Genomic DNA, 15663 nt, shown 5'->3' on the forward strand with positions numbered 1-15663 from the left:
CCTGGTTCCAGGCGGTGGCGGTGACGCTGGCCGGCAGCTGAGGCGGGCTTGTGGCCGCCCACCGCCCACCGCCCACCGCCCGATGCTTGACCCGACGGTACTCACGAGCAGGAGCACGGCCGGGCCCGCATCGCGCGGTGCCGTGGGCGGCGGTTCCCCTGGCCTGGAAGCACGAGGTTCATGCCGTCCTCGTCGGGCGTCGGCCGTAGGCTGTCGTCGGAAAAAGGGGGAGACGATGACTGACGACCGCAACGCGATGATTCCGGTGTGGACGCTGGCGACCGGTGACGTCCGGGTGCCCGCATTGGCCGGGGACGAGCCGATGACGGCTGAGCGCTTGGCCGAACTGCGCGGTGTGCTGGCGGCTTTGGCCGACTCGCCGATCGCCACGCTCGAGGCGCATCCGCTGCCCGACAAGCTCGACCGCGGCCGGGGCATCCCGCTCGATGCCGCCAGCCCCCTGGCGCAGCACCTGTCGCAGCTCATCACGCAGACAGCCCGAGGCTCCTCTGCCCCGGCCACGTCGGCCGCTGCCGGCGAAGGCCTGTATCGCATGGTGGTTCCGGCGAAGGTCGCCGCCCAGTTCGCTCAGGGTGTCGTCCGTCCGATGGCGTCGAAGGGGTCGGCCGACGGCATCTACGGTTCACTCGTGAACGCCGCCACGGGCCGCATCGCTGCCGGCGCGACGTTCGAGCCGGTCGGCAGAGCGGCGGCGGCGGGCGCGGTCGGCGGAGCCGGTGCGACAGCCGGTGTCGCGGTCGCCGGCAGCGCGGCGCTCACCGTGGCCGCGCCGCTCGTGCTCATGGCCGTGGCGGTGGGGATGAGCGCGAACGCCGACTCCAAGCGCCAGCAGGCCATCGAGCGCATCACGGAACTGCTGGAGCAACTGCACGACGAAAAGCTCAACAACGACCGCAGCGAACTCGACGGCTGCCGTGACGCCATTGACAAGGCGACCGCCGTTCTCCTCGACCAGGGCAAGCTCGGTGCCTCGCTGGGACTGGACTCGGCGGTGCACGCCATCAGCAAGGCGCTTGCCGCCGCCGAGCGTAACCTCGCCCAGTGGCAGAGCGCACTCGACGAGTTGCCTGACGGCAAGGCCGTCGAGATCGGCACGCTGACCAAGGCGTTCCCCGGCGTCGACGAGGACGGCAGCACGTTCCGCGCCCACCTCGAACTCGCCTCCCTGGCCATCGCGTTGAAGCGGCGGGTCATCGTCCTGCAGGCCGTCGAGCACGCCCAGACCGACTCCGGCAACCTGTTCGAGAACTTCACCCGCGCACTCAAGACCGATCAGCAGCGCCTCGACACACTGGAGTCGGCCATCGCCGGTGTCCTGCAACGCCTGTCGAGGCTGGAGCTGGCCCGCCCGCAGGGTCGGCGACCCGTCTTCACAACCGGTGAGGTCGATCGCTTGATGCGCGCGACGAACCAGATCCACAGGCTGGGCGACGGCGTCATGGTCAACGGCCCCACGCCGGACGTGGCGATCGAGATCGCCCGCGACAAGGACGGCTCGGTGGTCGTGTTCCCTGCGCTGGCCGCGTAGGCGTGAGCGCGCTCGCCGCGGACCGGTGCGTGGTGCGGGGTCGTCCGACACCCCGAGCTCGATGGTGGCTCTCCTCGCTTCGTCCCGCATCGTGAGTGACGGCAGGACGGCGGTGATTCCCGCATCCCGCCGTCCTGGCGAGACCAGCCCCCACCAGCACGGCGACGGCCGACTGCGTGTCCACGCTCAGCGCACCCTTGACCTGTCGTTCAGCCGCGGGCAGCAGCATTTCCTGGTCGGCTTGCTACTGATCCGCGCCTGTGGAGATGCACCCGGTGCCTGGACCGTGACCGACCCCGTCGATGCCGACGGCACCAACTTCGCAGCGGAGCCGGCGACCGTGGTGTAAGGCAAAGCGCTGTCCGCCTCCGTGACTTGCCGAGACCACCTTGATGGCTCCGGGACGTATCCGCCCCCCTGTTCGCGATGGCGGCCTTCGAGGCGACGCGTACGGGATTCCTGGTGGCTCATCTCTTTCCCTTCTCGCTCAAACCGTGATCTCGGCCATGGCCCGCGCCACCACGGCCTGATGGTATCGAACTGATGTTCTCCAAGAGAGAGGTCGCAGGTTGATACCCGCTACTGCAAGAAGACATCGCTTAACCGTCGGTGCGATCCTCGCGATCGTCATCGGGTCCGGTGCCCCCGGCATCAGCCACGCGGTCGGCTCCGACAGCCCTCCCGCCGTTCACGGTCCCGGTGCACGGACCGTCGCGGCCGCCGAGCCGAACACTCCCAACGGCCCCGAAGTCGGCCCGCCGTTCACGAAGACCAACAACGTGTGGCAGACCGACACCACCACACCGACCTTACGCAACACGGTCACCGCCCCCAGCGGCCACAAGACCACCGCCACCTTCGAGGTCCACACCACCGATTCCAGCGGCAAGCCCACGGCCACGGTCGTCAAGCTGACCGACGAGAACCAGTGGGGCGTCCTCGTCTCCGGCGAGGTGACCGCCGGCAAACCGGCCTCCGTCAAGGTTCCGGCCGGCAAGCTCAAGAACGGCGTCACCTACGCGGTCCGCTCCTCCGGGTACGACGTCACCAGCAACGCGTACGAGAGCGACTGGTCCCCGTACTCCACCTTCAAGATCAACGTGCCCCCGGCCGAGAAGCCGTACGTCACCTTCCCTGCACCGCAGGCCACGTCCGGCATCGACTCGCTCGCGCAGACTCCGGTCGAATTCACGCGTACCGATCCCGGCCCGGTCGCGGGGCTGCGCGGCGATGACACCGGCCGGAAGTGCTCCGCCCCGGACGCCGAGGGGCGGAAGGTGTGCATCGAGATCAGTCGCGACGCGCCGACTCCCGAAGACGCGGCGGTCGCCAAGAGGGCGATGAGACAAGCTCTTCGGGGCGCCGATCTCGTCTCGTGGTGCGCCGCGAAACCCGACGGCAAGGACTACATGAACCGGGGCGAAGCGTGCCTCAAGAACGTCGGCTACGCGACCCTGATCTTCGTCGACGCCGATGACCTGCCCCGGTTCGGCACCGCCACGTTCGCCCTGTCCCAGCAGATCAAGCTGTACAACAGGAAGTCGGACACCGGCACGGACCGTGCGGAGTTCGACCAGCAGCTCACCGTGATCCCGACGCAGATCGACGCCGCGACCGAGGGCGTTCACCTCACCTGGCAGCCGGGCGACAACTGCAAGGACTGCACCAGCTCGCAGGTCAAGTGGTCGAGCAACGACGGCCTCAACACCACGCCGCACTGGGCGATAGGCGAAGTCGGTGCCCAGTACGCCATGACGGCGAAGAGCCAGACGATCTGGAACGGCACCGGTAAGGAGCAGTTCGACCTCGGCTGGAGCCTCCTCGGTTCCGTCGACGCCGGCAACGCACACGCGCAGACCAGCCTCGGCACCAGCGGCGACGTCCGTGTCCGGGAACTGGCGCCGCGCTGTGACGACATCGCCGGAGGCAGCATCAAGACCGGTTGTGTCTTCCCGTACTTCAAGCCCACCTGGACGGTGGACACCAACCTGTACCCGGCGGCCGGTGCCTACTACTGGCTGCTGCAGGAGAAGCTCCCCTCCCACCCCGGCAGCAGGAAGTGGGACTCCCTCGTCACCTACCTCGGCCCGGGCAACAATGCCGATCCGGACGGCGGTGACTGGACCAACGACGACAGCCGCGGCATCGTCTGCCCCACGGGAGCCAGCGGTTTCAAGCCCAACCCTGCCACGCCCGACGGATCGTGCGACGAGTACGCGCCGGCGAGTACGTACCAGAGCGGCGGCATGCCTAAGGGCCCGAACCAGGTCGCTTCCGGTAAGGAGTGCGCACAGCTCTACACCAAGCCCATGACCGGCGGCACGTGGGGACTGCTTGCCGAGAACCGTGACGGCTACACCGGCCCGAAGTGGAACGAGAAGTGTGGCCGTGCCTCCGTGCCCACGGATCAGAACACCGGCGCCTTCCGCGACCTCGGCATCAAGTTCGTCCCCCAGATGCGGCTGCTCGACAAGGACGGGTTCTTCATCAGCGACCCCGGCTTCGAGCACTGCAAGAACGCCGACACGGTCTGCGCGTGGAAGAAGGTCGGCTGACCTGACCCTTGACTGACCAAGCCTGTGGCCGGAGCACCCTGTGGTGCTCCGGCCACAGTGCTATGCGAAGCGCGTCCAGTCCGGATCCCGCGGATGTGCCGGCCCGTCCCACACCAGCGCCTGATCGACGAGACCGGGCACCTTCCTGTCCTGGTGTCCGTCCGCGTACTCCACGCCCCGGTTCTCGTACAGGGCGTCGGCGACTTCGATGAGGTAGTCGGCGAATGACGGCCAGACGCCCAGCTTGGGAATGCCGGCCTCTTCAAAGGTGCCGATCCGTCCGTACCCCGGCCCTGGCGTGCAGTCCGTGAACAGCCCGTACAGACCGCTGCGGTCGGTCGCGGCGAACGCCAGGTATCGCACCATGGGGTCGTCCGGCATACCGATCGTGTGAGGGCCTTCATCCCAGTACGACAGGTGCTGCACGGGAGGAATCCCATGCTTCCTCGGCAACAGCCAGGCCGTCTCCTGCCCTTGTGGGGGGAGTCCGGTCTCGGGTTCGGGTGTCCAGCCGAAGTCACCGGGGTGACCCGTGCCGTTGCGGAGGCGGTAGAAGGCCTTGAGGCCCGGCGGGACGGTGAGGTCGAGTTCCTGCTCGACCTCACGGATGTCGGCCTCCAGGGCGGGCGGAGGAAGCATCCGGTAGGAGCGCGGAGCGTGCTGCTCCAGCCACTTCTCGATCCTCGCCCAGGCGCCCGCCACGGCCTGCTCCTGTTGCTGATCGTCCGTCATACCCAGGACCCTACGGGTCTCATGCCGTTCTCCGGCAACCTCACGAACCTCTTCGGCCGCACAAAGCGGGAGTCCAAGTGTGAGCGGTCCGAGGCGTCCTGTGGGTCGTCGGTCCGGTGAGTCGTTGTCGCCCGTAGGGGCCCGTGCTCACGGCTCAAGTCACTGCGGTTCAGCCTTCACCGAGCCGCCGTGAGAGCACCGGAACCGGCCGCCATGGCCTTCCGGCCTGCTACCCCAGAACCGCGGCAGCCGTCGTGTCTTCCTCCGTCCCGAAGCCCGGCACGGACCCGCTGAGATCCGGTTCGCCGAACTCCCCCCGCAATGCCTCGAAAGCCGTCACCTTGTCCTCGCCGAAGCGGCGGATGTGGACGGCGTATTCGTCAGGTGAGAGGAACGCCGACGGCTGGGACTTGGTGTGGAACTTGTCCGCGTACATCACCAGCCTCTCCTCCTCCGTCACCGCCAGGTAGTCGGCGGGAGGGAGGGGCAGACCTTGGCTCACGATGTCCTGCCGCGTGAGTCCCACTCCGGTGTGGTGGGAGCAGAAGCGGCGAAGGGTTTCGGGGAAGCCCTCCGCTTCGAGGATCTCGTGGCCGAGCAGTCCGTGCCGGATGTAGTTCTCGTGGTCCAGCCGTCCGTCGTCCCCGTAGAGGCGGTAGACACCGATGTCGTGAAGGAGGCAGCCGGCGCGGACCAGTTCGGCATCGAGGTGAGCGAGGTGAGGCGCGGAGAGCAACTGCTCGGCGATTCCCCAGACGATCTCGCAGTGCGTGTGGACGAGCGTGAACGCCTCGGCGGTGGGCGCGTGCTTCTCGTGCAGCGCCCGGATCTCTGCGGGGTCCGGAATCCTCACCGGAGGAGCGTAACAAGCGCCATCTCGCTTGGTCGGCCAGTTCCCACGCTGCCTGTTTTCACGCGATCAGGTGGTGCTGCGGAGAAGCGGGCACGGGCTGACAACGCGGGCCGTTCGAGCTGGTGACGGGGACTTCTCGTCCATTGTCATCACGGCAACGGGAGCACACCATGGGCCTGCACTTCCACCGCAACCCCGACGGCACGACGACCGGGCGCAACGAGGCCAACGGCTTCGCCGTGACGCATGCCGAAGAAGAAGAGGTGAAGCGGCAGTTGTACGAGGACGCCGGGTGGGAGTACACGCCTCCACCGCCTCCGGTTCCGCCCGGGTTCCATCGGTTCTCTCTGGTGCACGACGAGTTCCAGGCCTCCGGGTTCGGGGACGAGAGGTATGCGGGGCTGCGGGCGCGTCCACCGGAGGGGTGTGTGCCGGTCGACTGGGGTGACTTCGCCCTGGATTGCGAGCGGCCGGGGAAGACGCTCATGGACGCGGTCGCCGGTACCGTCGCGGAGGTCCGCCGAGAGCACGGGCTGGTGATGAACAGCCTGGGTGTCGAGAAGCCCCACGAGTGGTTCGACGCGGACAACAAGGACGGATACGCGGCGAAGATCGTCGCGCACCTGGTGCTGATGGCCGCTGATCGCGCCCGGCTGCTCGGGTACGGGCGCAAGGACGTGGTCCGGCTGCTCGACGCCACGGGGATCGAGTAGGGGAACGCCTTGGTGGGCTGGGACTGACGCCCGGCGGAAATCCCGTTGTCCAGGACGCCACCTCCTGACAAGGTCGCGCCCATGCCCACCTTCACCGCTCCCGACGGCACGGTCCTCGCCTACCACGTGACCGGAGAAGGCCCGCCCTTGCTCTGTCTCCCGGGCGGCCCCATGCAGGACTCCGTCTACCTGGGGGACCTGGGCGGTCTGACGGCTCACCGCACCCTGATCCGGCTGGACCTCCGGGGCACGGGCCGGTCCGCGGTGCCGAGCGATACAGCGTCCTACCGCTGTGACCGGCAGGTCGGCGATGTCGAGGCACTGCGCGAGGAGTTGGGCCTGGAGCGGGTCGATCTGCTCGGGCACTCCGCCGGGGCGAACCTGGCCGTGCTGTACGCGGCCCGCCATCCGGAGCGGGTGGACCGGCTCGCCCTCGTCACGCCCAGCGTCTTCGCCGTCGGCCTCGCCATCACCGCCGAGGACCGGCTGGAGACGGCCCGCCTGCGCCGGGACGAACCGTGGTTCGCCCCGGCGTACGCCTCTCTGGAGGCCGTCACCTCCGGCCGCGCGGCGCCCCCCGACTGGGACGCCGTCGCCCCCTTCTGGTTCGGCCGGTGGGACGACGAGGCGCGGGTGTTCCGTGCGGCGGAGCAGCAGCAGCGCAACGACGAGGCCGCGGCCCTGTATGCCTCGGAGGGTGCCTTCGATCCCGAAGCCCAGCGCGCCGCCCTCACCGCGTTCACAGCGCCGGTCCTCGTTCTCGCCGGGGAGTACGACGTGGCCGCGCCCCTGCGCGTGATGAAGGAGTACGCCGGCCTGTTTCCGCACGCCGAACTCGTCGTGCAGAGCGAAGCGGGGCATTTTCCGTGGCGGGACGGGCCGGAGACGTTCGTGACGACCCTGGCGGCCTTCCGGGATCAGGCGTTGGCCGGGCCGCCCGGCACATAGTCCGGATCCACCTGCGCCGCCAGATCCTCCCCCGTGCGGGCATCCGCCCAGGCCCGGACGTTGCGCAGGTGGAACTCGACCGCGTGGCGGTGCAGGCGGTCCCAGTCGCGGACCTGGGAGTCGACCGTCTCGCGCAGGACCGTCAGGGCGTGGCGGTTGTGCGGCTCCAGGGAGTCCAGGGCATCCGGCCCGGACTCTGCGCGGCCCTGCTCGGCCGCGCGGACCCAGGGGGAGTGGGCCAGGTGGGTCAGGAGGTCGTCGCCCACCTGTTCCTTGAGGAAGAGCAGGTCGTCCTCGCAGGTGACCTTGTTGCCGACGACCGCGATGCGGATGCCGAACTGTTCCGCGTGGTCGCGGTACTGGCGGTAGACCGAGACGCCCTTGCGGGTGGGTTCCGCCACCAGGAACGTGATGTCGAAGCGGGTGAACAGGCCGGAGGCGAAGGCATCCGCCCCCGCTGTCATGTCGACCACGACGTACTCGCCCGGGCCGTCCAGCAGGTGGCTGAGGTACAGCTCCACCGCGCCCAGCTTGGAGTGGTAGCAGGCCACGCCCAGATCGGACTCGTCGAACTCGCCCGTCACCATGAGGGGGACGCCGCCGGCCCGGCCGACGTGCCGCGCGTGCAGTTCGTCCTCGCCGAGCGGGCGGACGAGGCGGGAGCCGCGGCCCGGCGGGGTCGTCTTGATCATCGCTTCGGGGGAGGGGATGCGCGGGTTGTCGCCCCGTAGGAAGTTCTTGACCTCCGGCACGTGGGTGCCCAGGGGAGGGGCGGATTCCTCCTCGCCGCCGAGCGCCTCGGCCAAGTGCTGGTTGATGTCGCCGTCGATGGCGAGGACCGGGGCGCCGGAGCGCGCCAGGTGGCGGGAGAAGAGTGCGGACAGGGTGGTCTTGCCGCTGCCACCCTTGCCGACGAACGCGATCCTCACGGCCGCCCCACCCTTTTGAAAATGGATGTCATGTGGTCAGGTTTAGGGAGTGACCCTCGTCGGTGTCAAATCGCCTAGTCCGTATGGGATTTGTGGCGCCGTCGGCATGGATCACCCGGTTGAACGGCGTGTTCCGCTTGATGCATATGCTGTGCAAGTGCGTCATCAGAGCATCAAGGGCCGCCGCCTCCGGTTCCTCACCGCCCTCGCCCTCGTGCCGTGTCTGGCCGGCTGCTTCGTCTCCCCCGGCGGGGAGTCGTCGTCGGAGGGCGGGCCGTCCGGGGCGCGGCTGCGCGTCGCCCTCGCCTTCCCGCCCGCGGAGAACTTCTCGCCGTACGGAGCCGACGCCACGCTGCTCAGCCGGCTCGGTGTCACCGAAGGGCTGACCGCCCTGGACGCCAACGGCGCCGCGGCCCCCGCGCTCGCCCGGTCCTGGCGCCGGGAGGGCGAGCACACCTGGCGGTTCACCCTGCGCGAGGCCACCTTCCAGGACGGCACGGACGTCACCCCCGCCGCCGTGGCCTCCGCGCTCACCCACGCCACGAAGGCCGAGCCCGCACCCGCCGCCCTGGCCGGCGTCACCCTCAGCGTGAAGGCCGACGGCGACAGCGGCATCCGCATCACCACCGCCGCACCCGACCCCGTCCTGCCCATGCGCCTGGCCGGTCCGAGCCTGGCGATCCTCTCCCCGAAGGCGTACGCGAAGAAGGGCACCCCCACCCCGGTCGGCACCGCCACCGGGCCCTTCGAGATCACCAAGGTCAACGGCGGCGGCTCCGCCACCCTCGACCGCTTCGGCGACTACTGGGGCGGCCTCGCACACGCGTCCGGCATCGACGCGCGCTTCGTCAAGGACGGCACCGCACGCGCCAACGCCGTTCGCACCGGGGACGTCGACATCGCCGAGGCAATCCCCGTCGCCCAGGCCGCCACGCTCGACAAGGCCACCCTGGAAGAAGCCGGCACCACCCGGACCACCAGCCTGCAGCTCAACACGCGGACCGGGCCCTTCAAGGACCCGGAGCTGCGCGCCGCCGCCCGCTCGGCGATCGACTCCTCCGCCCTCGTCAAGGGCGTCTTCGAGGGGTACGCCGACCCGGGCGCCGGCATCTTCGGACCCGCCGTCACCTGGGCCGAGAGCAAGCGGGTGAAGCCGGTCGGCCGCGCGAAGCCGGCGCGGGCCGACGGTGCGCCGATCACCCTCGCCACCTACGACAACCGGCCGGAGCTCCCCGAGGTCGCCCAGGTCGTGCAACAGCAGCTCCGGAAGGCCGGCTTCACGGTGAAGCTGGAGGTGCGCGAGTACTCCCGGCTGGAGAGCGACGCGCTCGCCGGGAAGTTCGACGCGTTCATCGGCGCACGCAACAGCCTCCTGGACACCGGCGACCCCGTCGGCGTCCTCGGCAGTGACTACACCTGCGACGGCGCCTACAACCTGGCCCGGTTGTGCGACAGGAAGGTCGACCGGGCCGTCGCCGAGGCCATCAAGACCGACGGCACCGGTGAGCGGCAGGGCGCCGCCATGGCCGCCGAGGCCGCGATCCTCGCCGCGGACGCGGTCGTGCCGCTGGCCCACCAGCAGATCGTCGCCGGCGTCTCCACCAAGGTCCGGGGCGTGCTGCTCGACCCGTACGAGCGGACCCTGGTGGGCACGGGGACACGAACGCGGCACTGACCGGTGTCTCAGGCGGGCAGCTTCGTGTCGATCACGCAGCCGATCTCGACGAGCTGCCCGGGGAAGGTCAGTTCGGTGACGCCGAGGGCCGTGCTGACCGGGCGGTGGGTGCCGAAGTAGGCCCTGTTGCCCTTCGCCACCACATCGGCGTTGCGCACCAGGTCCACCAGGTACAGCGTCTGGGAGACGATCTGGTTGCGGGTGGCGCCGTAGTGGGCCAGGACCCTGTCGAGGTTGACGTAGGTCTGTCCGAGCTGGGCGGCGACGTCGTCCTCCGGGTGGAAGACGCCCGCCTCGTCGAACGAGAGCTGCCCGGAGACGTGGATCAGATCGCCGGACCTGATCGCCTGCGCGTAGCCGAAGTGGCTCTCGGCCGGAATGCCGTGGTCGTAGACGTCGAGCGTGGTCATGGTTCGGGTTCCCTCCGTCGAGCACGCACTCGTGCTCTCTTGTGGTTACTCAAGAACCGTAGGAGAGTGAACGCCGACCTGGAAGAACGCACTTTTCAGTGACTGGGGAACCAGATGGTGACCAAGCAGTTGAGGGACCTGCCCGAGAACGCCGACCTGCGCAGGGCGGACTCCCTGGCGCGGGAGATCTTCTCCGACGTGGCCAACAAGTGGGCGCTTCTGATCATCGAGGCGCTGGGGGAACGCACCCTGCGCTTCAGCGAGTTGCGCGACGAGGTCGAGGGCGTCAGCCACAAGATGCTCACGCAGAACCTGCGAATGCTGGAGCGCAACGGCCTGGTCGACCGGAAGGTGCACCCGACCGTGCCGCCCAAGGTCGAGTACACGCTCACCGAGCCGGGCCGGGCCCTGCGCGCCACGGTCGACGCGATCTGCGGCTGGACCCACCAGTACCTCGGGCACATCGAGACGGCGCGGGGGCGCTTCGGCACCTGACCGGCACCGGCCGGCGTCAGCTCGCGACGAGTTCCCGCACCTGACGGGGCGCCACCGGCTCCTCGACCCGCGAGGTCCGGAACAGCCACAGCACGTCACGCCCGAACGACCAGACCAGCAGGCCCAGGGCCAGGGCCGCGACGCCGAAGTTGGCCGCGTGGGGCAGCAGATCGGCACCCGCCAGCAGCAGAAGCACACCCTGGAGCGCGGCGACGGTCTTGCGGGCGGTGCTCGGCGGGAGCGCGGCGGTCAGCCAGGGCCACACCTTGGCCGCGGCGACGAAGACGTAGCGCATGCCGCCGATCAGCAGCACCCACGGGCCCAGTTGCATCGACACGTACACGCTCAGCACCAGGATCAGGAACGCGTCGACCTCCATGTCGAAACGCGCGCCCAGCGGGGTCGAGGTGCCGGTGCGGCGGGCGACCTTGCCGTCCACGCCGTCGAGGATCAGCGCCACCGCCGTCAGGCCGACGAACAGCGACACGGGCGGCGAGCTCTGGAAGGAGTCGGCGACCAGGGCGGTGACCCCGCCGACGAGGGTGGCCCGGCCGAGGGTGACCCGGTTGGCCGCGCCGAACGAGCGCAACCGGGAGCGGTGCAGGGCCCGGGAGAGCACCGCCCAGGTGGCGATCGCGAACGCGAGGCCCGTCAGCCAGCCCGCCGGCCCCATCCCGATCGCCGTGCCGATCAGGGCCAGCAACAGGACCTGCACGCCCGCCCCCAGGGCGGTCTCCTGCTGGAGCCTCGCGTCGTAAGTGTTGTTCAGGGCCACCGAACACCCTCCGGCCGTGTGACAGAGTCGATCAACGCCGCTACGTTGTGCGCGGCCTGTGCACCCCTCGGTACGCAAGCAGCTTCCCGATCGTTCAGGAGGACTTCGATGAAGCACACCGGACGTGCGTTCTGGATCGACTCGCCTGGGCGAGGCGGGATCCGGGACGTCACCCTGCCGGCGCCCGGCGAGGGCGAGGTGCTGGTCCGCACGCTCTTCTCCGGTGTGAGCCGCGGCACCGAGACGCTCGTCTTCCGCGGCGGCGTGCCCGTCAGCCAGCACCAGGCCATGCGCGCGCCGTTCCAGGAGGGCGACTTCCCCGGCCCGGTGAAGTACGGCTACCTCAACGTCGGCGTGGTGGAGGAAGGCCCCCGGGAACTCATCGGCCGCACCGTCTTCTGCCTCTACCCGCACCAGACGCGCTACGTCGTCCCGGCCACCGCGGTCACCCCCGTCCCGGACACCGTGCCCGCCGAACGGGCCGTGCTCGCCGGGACCGTGGAGACCGCCGTGAACGCCCTGTGGGACGCCGCGCCCCTGGTCGGCGACCGGATCGCCGTGGTCGGCGGCGGCATGGTCGGCTGCTCGGTGGCCGCCCTCCTCGCCCGGTTCCCCGGGGTCCGCGTCCAACTGGTCGACGCCGACCCGTCCCGGGCGAAGATCGCCGAGGCGCTCGGCGTCGGCTTCGCCACGCCGCAGGACGCCGACGGGGACCGCGACCTGGTCGTGCACGCCAGCGCCACCGAGCAGGGCCTCGCCAGGTCCCTGGAACTCCTCACCGCCGAGGGCACCGTCCTCGAACTCAGCTGGTACGGCGACCGGCAGGTCAGCCTCCCGCTCGGTGAGGCCTTCCACTCCCGGCGGCTCGTCATCCGCAGCAGCCAGGTCGGCACCGTCTCCCCGGCCCGCCCGAACCGCACCTACGCCGACCGGCTCGCCGTCGCCCTGGATCTGCTCGCCGACCCCGCGCTCGACGCCCTCATCACCGGCGAATCCCGCTTCGAGGACCTGCCGGACGTGCTGCCCAAGCTCGTCTCCGGCGAGGTCCCCGCGCTGTGCCACCGCGTCCGTTACGACGAGAGCGATTGACGCATCGACCGGCGATTCGTTCCATCCGGTACGGCTTCGCCACGACAAGAGCGCCTGACCTGAGAAAAGACGTACGGAAGGCTGAACAGGGGAAGGTAACGAGCCGTACTACTCGGCATCCCCGGCACCCGGAGCGGGGGAGCAGACGCGCCGCACCTGGAGGGTCGTCCGTTGTTCAGCATCACCGTCCGCGATCACATCATGATCGCCCACAGCTTCCGTGGCGACGTCTTCGGACCGGCCCAGCGCCTGCACGGGGCCACGTTCCTCGTGGACGCCACGTTCCGGCGCGAGCAGCTGGACGAGGACAACATCGTCGTCGACATCGGGCTGGCCACCCAGGAACTGGGCGCGGTCGTCAGCGAGCTGAACTACCGCAATCTCGACAACGAGCCCGACTTCGCCGGAGTCAACACCTCCACGGAGTTCCTCGCCAAGGTCATCGCCGACCGGCTCGCCGAGCGCATCCACAAGGGTGCGCTGGGCGAGGGCGCCAAGGGCATCGCCGGCCTCACCGTCACGCTGCACGAGTCGCACATCGCCTGGGCGAGTTACGAGCGTGCGCTGTGACCGACACGACCATCGAGCGGCCCGAGCACATGGGTCCGGCGCCGGCGCGGCTGAATTATGTTCCCGTGCAGCACGCTTCCCTGAAGAACGCCGAGATCATCCCCATGTCCCTGCGCACCGTGCACTTCGTGCTGCCGGGCGGCGTCGACGACCCGACGGCCCCGAGCGGCGGCAACGCCTACGACCGGCGCGTGTGCCTGGACCTGCCCGGCTTCGGCTGGCAGGTGACCAAGCACGCCGTGGCCGGTGACTGGCCCCGGCCTGGGGCCGACGCCCGCACGGAACTCGCCCGCACCCTGAGCGGGTTGCCCGACGGGGCCGCCGTCCTGCTCGACGGGCTGGTGGCCTGCGGCGTGCCGGAGGTCGTGGTGCCCGAGGCGAAACGGCTGAGCATGGCCGTCCTCGTCCACCTCCCGCTCGGTGACGAGACGGGACTGGACGCTGCGGTCGCCGCCGAACTGGACGCCAAGGAGCGGACGGTGCTGCGGGCGGTGCCGGCGGTGATCGGCACCAGCGACTGGGCGGTCCGCCGCCTGGTCTCGCACCACGGCCTGCCCCCCGAGCGGGTCCACGTCGCGGCCCCCGGCGCCGACATCGCGCCGCTCGCGCCCGGTACCGACGGTGTGTCGCGCCTGCTGTGCGTGGCCGCCGTGACCCCGCGCAAGGGCCAGCACCGGCTGGTGGAGGCGCTGGCCGCGGTGCGCGAGCTGCCGTGGAGCTGCGTGTGCGTCGGCGCCCTGACCCAGGACCCGGAGTACGTCACCCATCTGCGGTCCCTCATCAGGAAGCACGGCCTGGAGGACCGGCTGGAGCTGGCCGGTCCCAAGTCCGGCCCCGCGCTCGACGCCAGCTACGCCACCGCCGACCTGATGGTCCTCACCTCCTACGCCGAGACGTACGGCATGGCGGTGACCGAGGCCCTGGCCCGGGGCATCCCGGTGCTGGCCACGGACGTCGGCGGGCTGCCCGAGGCGGTCGGCCGCGCGCCCGACGGCGGGGTGCCCGGCATCCTCGTCCCGCCGGAGAACCCCGCCGCCATCGCCGCCGAACTGCGCGGCTGGTTCGGCGAGGCGGACGTACGACGCCGCCTGAAGGCCGCCGCCCGCAGCCGCCGCGCCGCCCTCGGCGGCTGGGCGACGACCGCACAGAGCCTGGCGGCGGTACTGCGCCGGCTCCCGACCGAACCCCGGAGGGCCGCATGACGAACCCGGCGACGACGACCCAGCAGAGCGGGGCGATCCCGGCGCAGCCCGGGCCGAGGGAGGTCACGGGTGTGACGGACAGCGCGATGCCGGGCGGGAAGCCCGGCCCGGGGCAGGTCGCCGAGGCCGTGATCCCGCATCTGGGCTCCAGCGTGGAGTTCGGTCCGGGCCAGGTCCCCGGGGCCGTCATCCCCGGCGCCGGCCCCAGCGGCAAGCCCGGCTCGCGGCCCACCGTCAAACTGCGTGAGGCCAACCCGGACGATCCGCCCCGGTACGCGCCGGAGTGGCTGGAGTTGCGGGAGCCGGCCGATGCCGCCGCGCGGGCGCACGAGCTGCTCGACCCGCTGCGGATCCGGCTCGCCAACCTGCCCGGCAAGTCGGGCGTCGTCATCCACGACCTGGGCTGCGGCACCGGCTCGATGGGCCGCTGGCTCGCGCCCCGCCTGGACGGCACCCAGCACTGGATCCTGCACGACCGCGACCCGTACCTGCTGCACTTCGCCGCCGTCTCCTCCCCGCGCTCGGCCGCCGACGGCAGCCGGGTCTCCGTGGAGACGCGGCGCGGCGACGTCGCCCGTCTCACCCCGGACGCCCTGCAGGGCGCGTCCCTGGTGACGGCGTCCGCCCTGCTGGACGTCCTCACGCGCGAGGAGGTCGACACCCTGGCCGCCGCGTGCGCCGGAGCCGGCTGCCCCGCCCTGCTGACGCTGTCCGTCGCCGGGCGCGTGGAACTGACCCCGTCCCACCCGCTGGACGCGGAGATCGCCCAGGCGTTCAACGACCACCAGCGCCGCGACGGCCTGCTCGGCCCCGACGCGGTCACGGCGGCGGCCGAGGCGTTCTCCGAGCACGGCGCGACCGTACGGCTGCACCCGAGCGCCTGGCGGCTCGGCCCCGAGCAGGCCGCACTCACCGAGCAGTGGCTGCGCGGCTGGGTCGGCGCCGCCGTCGAGGAGCGCCCCGAGCTGCGGGCCGAAGCCGACGTCTACCTGACCAACCGGCTGGCGGCCTGTGCGGCGGGCGAGTTGCGCGTCACCGTCCACCACGTCGACCTCCTGGCCCTGTCCCGCCCGGCGGGCGGAGCGTCATGAGCCTCCAGGCGACGGGAACGCGTCCGCGCACCACGCTCACCGGGCACCCCCGGTCGCGCGCGACCGGCGGCATCGGC

General features: G+C 70.6%; 16 protein-coding genes. 11 read left to right on the forward strand and 5 right to left on the reverse strand.

Annotated elements, in window-relative coordinates; all coding sequences use genetic code 11:
- Positions 1 to 235: 235 nt before the first annotated feature.
- The 3 genes from AB0G20_RS12680 (at position 236) to AB0G20_RS12690 (ending at position 4104) form a co-directional block, all read left to right on the forward strand.
- On the forward strand, positions 236 to 1549 hold the full coding sequence (locus AB0G20_RS12680; RefSeq protein WP_361300069.1) for a hypothetical protein: 1314 nt from the start codon (positions 236 to 238) through the stop codon (positions 1547 to 1549).
- A 61-nt stretch (positions 1550 to 1610) separates the two neighbouring features.
- Positions 1611 to 1898 (forward strand): hypothetical protein, encoded by a 288-nt coding sequence (locus tag AB0G20_RS12685; protein WP_361300072.1) that lies wholly within the window; start codon positions 1611 to 1613, stop codon positions 1896 to 1898.
- 220 nt (positions 1899 to 2118) lie between these two features.
- The gene (locus AB0G20_RS12690) at positions 2119 to 4104 is read left to right on the forward strand and encodes a hypothetical protein (protein ID WP_361300075.1); all 1986 of its coding nucleotides are present in this window, start codon (positions 2119 to 2121) and stop codon (positions 4102 to 4104) included.
- Between the two features lie 60 nt (positions 4105 to 4164).
- On the opposite strand, the gene AB0G20_RS12695 is transcribed toward AB0G20_RS12690, so the two are convergent.
- Together AB0G20_RS12695 and AB0G20_RS12700 are read right to left on the reverse strand one after the other, a co-directional pair.
- Entirely contained in the window at positions 4165 to 4836 is a 672-nt protein-coding gene (locus AB0G20_RS12695; RefSeq protein WP_361300078.1) for an SMI1/KNR4 family protein, read from the reverse strand.
- 229 nt (positions 4837 to 5065) lie between these two features.
- Positions 5066 to 5689: an HD domain-containing protein gene (locus AB0G20_RS12700; protein WP_361300081.1), complete on the reverse strand. Its 624-nt coding sequence runs from the start codon at positions 5687 to 5689 to the stop codon at positions 5066 to 5068.
- A gap of 170 nt (positions 5690 to 5859) precedes the next feature.
- Here AB0G20_RS12700 and AB0G20_RS12705 point away from each other — a divergent pair, with 170 nt between their 5' ends.
- Together AB0G20_RS12705 and AB0G20_RS12710 are read left to right on the forward strand one after the other, a co-directional pair.
- Positions 5860 to 6402, forward strand: a complete 543-nt coding sequence (locus tag AB0G20_RS12705) for a hypothetical protein (RefSeq protein ID WP_361300084.1) — start codon at positions 5860 to 5862, stop codon at positions 6400 to 6402.
- Between the two features lie 81 nt (positions 6403 to 6483).
- Positions 6484 to 7350 carry an alpha/beta hydrolase gene (locus tag AB0G20_RS12710; protein WP_361300087.1) on the forward strand — a complete coding sequence of 289 codons (867 nt, stop codon included), beginning with the start codon at positions 6484 to 6486 and terminating at the stop codon, positions 7348 to 7350.
- On the opposite strand, the gene AB0G20_RS12715 is transcribed toward AB0G20_RS12710, so the two are convergent.
- Entirely contained in the window at positions 7320 to 8279 is a 960-nt protein-coding gene (locus AB0G20_RS12715) for an ATP-binding protein (protein ID WP_361300090.1), read from the reverse strand. The genes AB0G20_RS12710 and AB0G20_RS12715 overlap by 31 nt on opposite strands.
- A gap of 151 nt (positions 8280 to 8430) precedes the next feature.
- Between AB0G20_RS12715 and AB0G20_RS12720 the strand changes: the two genes are divergently transcribed.
- Positions 8431 to 9954, forward strand: a complete 1524-nt coding sequence (locus AB0G20_RS12720; protein ID WP_361300093.1) for an ABC transporter substrate-binding protein — start codon at positions 8431 to 8433, stop codon at positions 9952 to 9954.
- 8 nt (positions 9955 to 9962) lie between these two features.
- On the opposite strand, the gene AB0G20_RS12725 is transcribed toward AB0G20_RS12720, so the two are convergent.
- Positions 9963 to 10364 carry a RidA family protein gene (locus AB0G20_RS12725; protein ID WP_361300096.1) on the reverse strand — a complete coding sequence of 134 codons (402 nt, stop codon included), beginning with the start codon at positions 10362 to 10364 and terminating at the stop codon, positions 9963 to 9965.
- 114 nt (positions 10365 to 10478) lie between these two features.
- Between AB0G20_RS12725 and AB0G20_RS12730 the strand changes: the two genes are divergently transcribed.
- Positions 10479 to 10859 carry a helix-turn-helix domain-containing protein gene (locus AB0G20_RS12730; RefSeq protein ID WP_361300099.1) on the forward strand — a complete coding sequence of 127 codons (381 nt, stop codon included), beginning with the start codon at positions 10479 to 10481 and terminating at the stop codon, positions 10857 to 10859.
- A 16-nt stretch (positions 10860 to 10875) separates the two neighbouring features.
- On the opposite strand, the gene AB0G20_RS12735 is transcribed toward AB0G20_RS12730, so the two are convergent.
- Entirely contained in the window at positions 10876 to 11634 is a 759-nt protein-coding gene (locus tag AB0G20_RS12735) for a CDP-alcohol phosphatidyltransferase family protein (RefSeq protein WP_361300102.1), read from the reverse strand.
- Positions 11635 to 11742: 108 nt separating this feature from the next.
- Here AB0G20_RS12735 and AB0G20_RS12740 point away from each other — a divergent pair, with 108 nt between their 5' ends.
- The 4 genes from AB0G20_RS12740 (at position 11743) to AB0G20_RS12755 (ending at position 15586) form a co-directional block, all read left to right on the forward strand.
- Positions 11743 to 12723 (forward strand): zinc-binding alcohol dehydrogenase, encoded by a 981-nt coding sequence (locus AB0G20_RS12740; RefSeq protein ID WP_361300105.1) that lies wholly within the window; start codon positions 11743 to 11745, stop codon positions 12721 to 12723.
- Between the two features lie 171 nt (positions 12724 to 12894).
- Positions 12895 to 13293, forward strand: coding sequence for a 6-carboxytetrahydropterin synthase (locus tag AB0G20_RS12745; protein ID WP_030843501.1), 399 nt, complete (start codon positions 12895 to 12897; stop codon positions 13291 to 13293).
- Positions 13290 to 14495 carry a glycosyltransferase family 4 protein gene (locus tag AB0G20_RS12750; protein ID WP_361300108.1) on the forward strand — a complete coding sequence of 402 codons (1206 nt, stop codon included), beginning with the start codon at positions 13290 to 13292 and terminating at the stop codon, positions 14493 to 14495. The genes AB0G20_RS12745 and AB0G20_RS12750 overlap by 4 nt, the downstream gene beginning before the upstream one ends.
- Entirely contained in the window at positions 14492 to 15586 is a 1095-nt protein-coding gene (locus AB0G20_RS12755; RefSeq protein WP_361300111.1) for a class I SAM-dependent methyltransferase, read from the forward strand. Before AB0G20_RS12750 ends, AB0G20_RS12755 begins: the two co-directional genes overlap by 4 nt.
- Positions 15587 to 15663 lie beyond the last annotated feature (77 nt).

Origin of the sequence: Streptomyces sp. NPDC024017 (assembly GCF_040638895.1) — a bacterium.
In the GTDB taxonomy this organism is placed as follows: Bacteria; Actinomycetota; Actinomycetes; order Streptomycetales; family Streptomycetaceae; genus Streptomyces.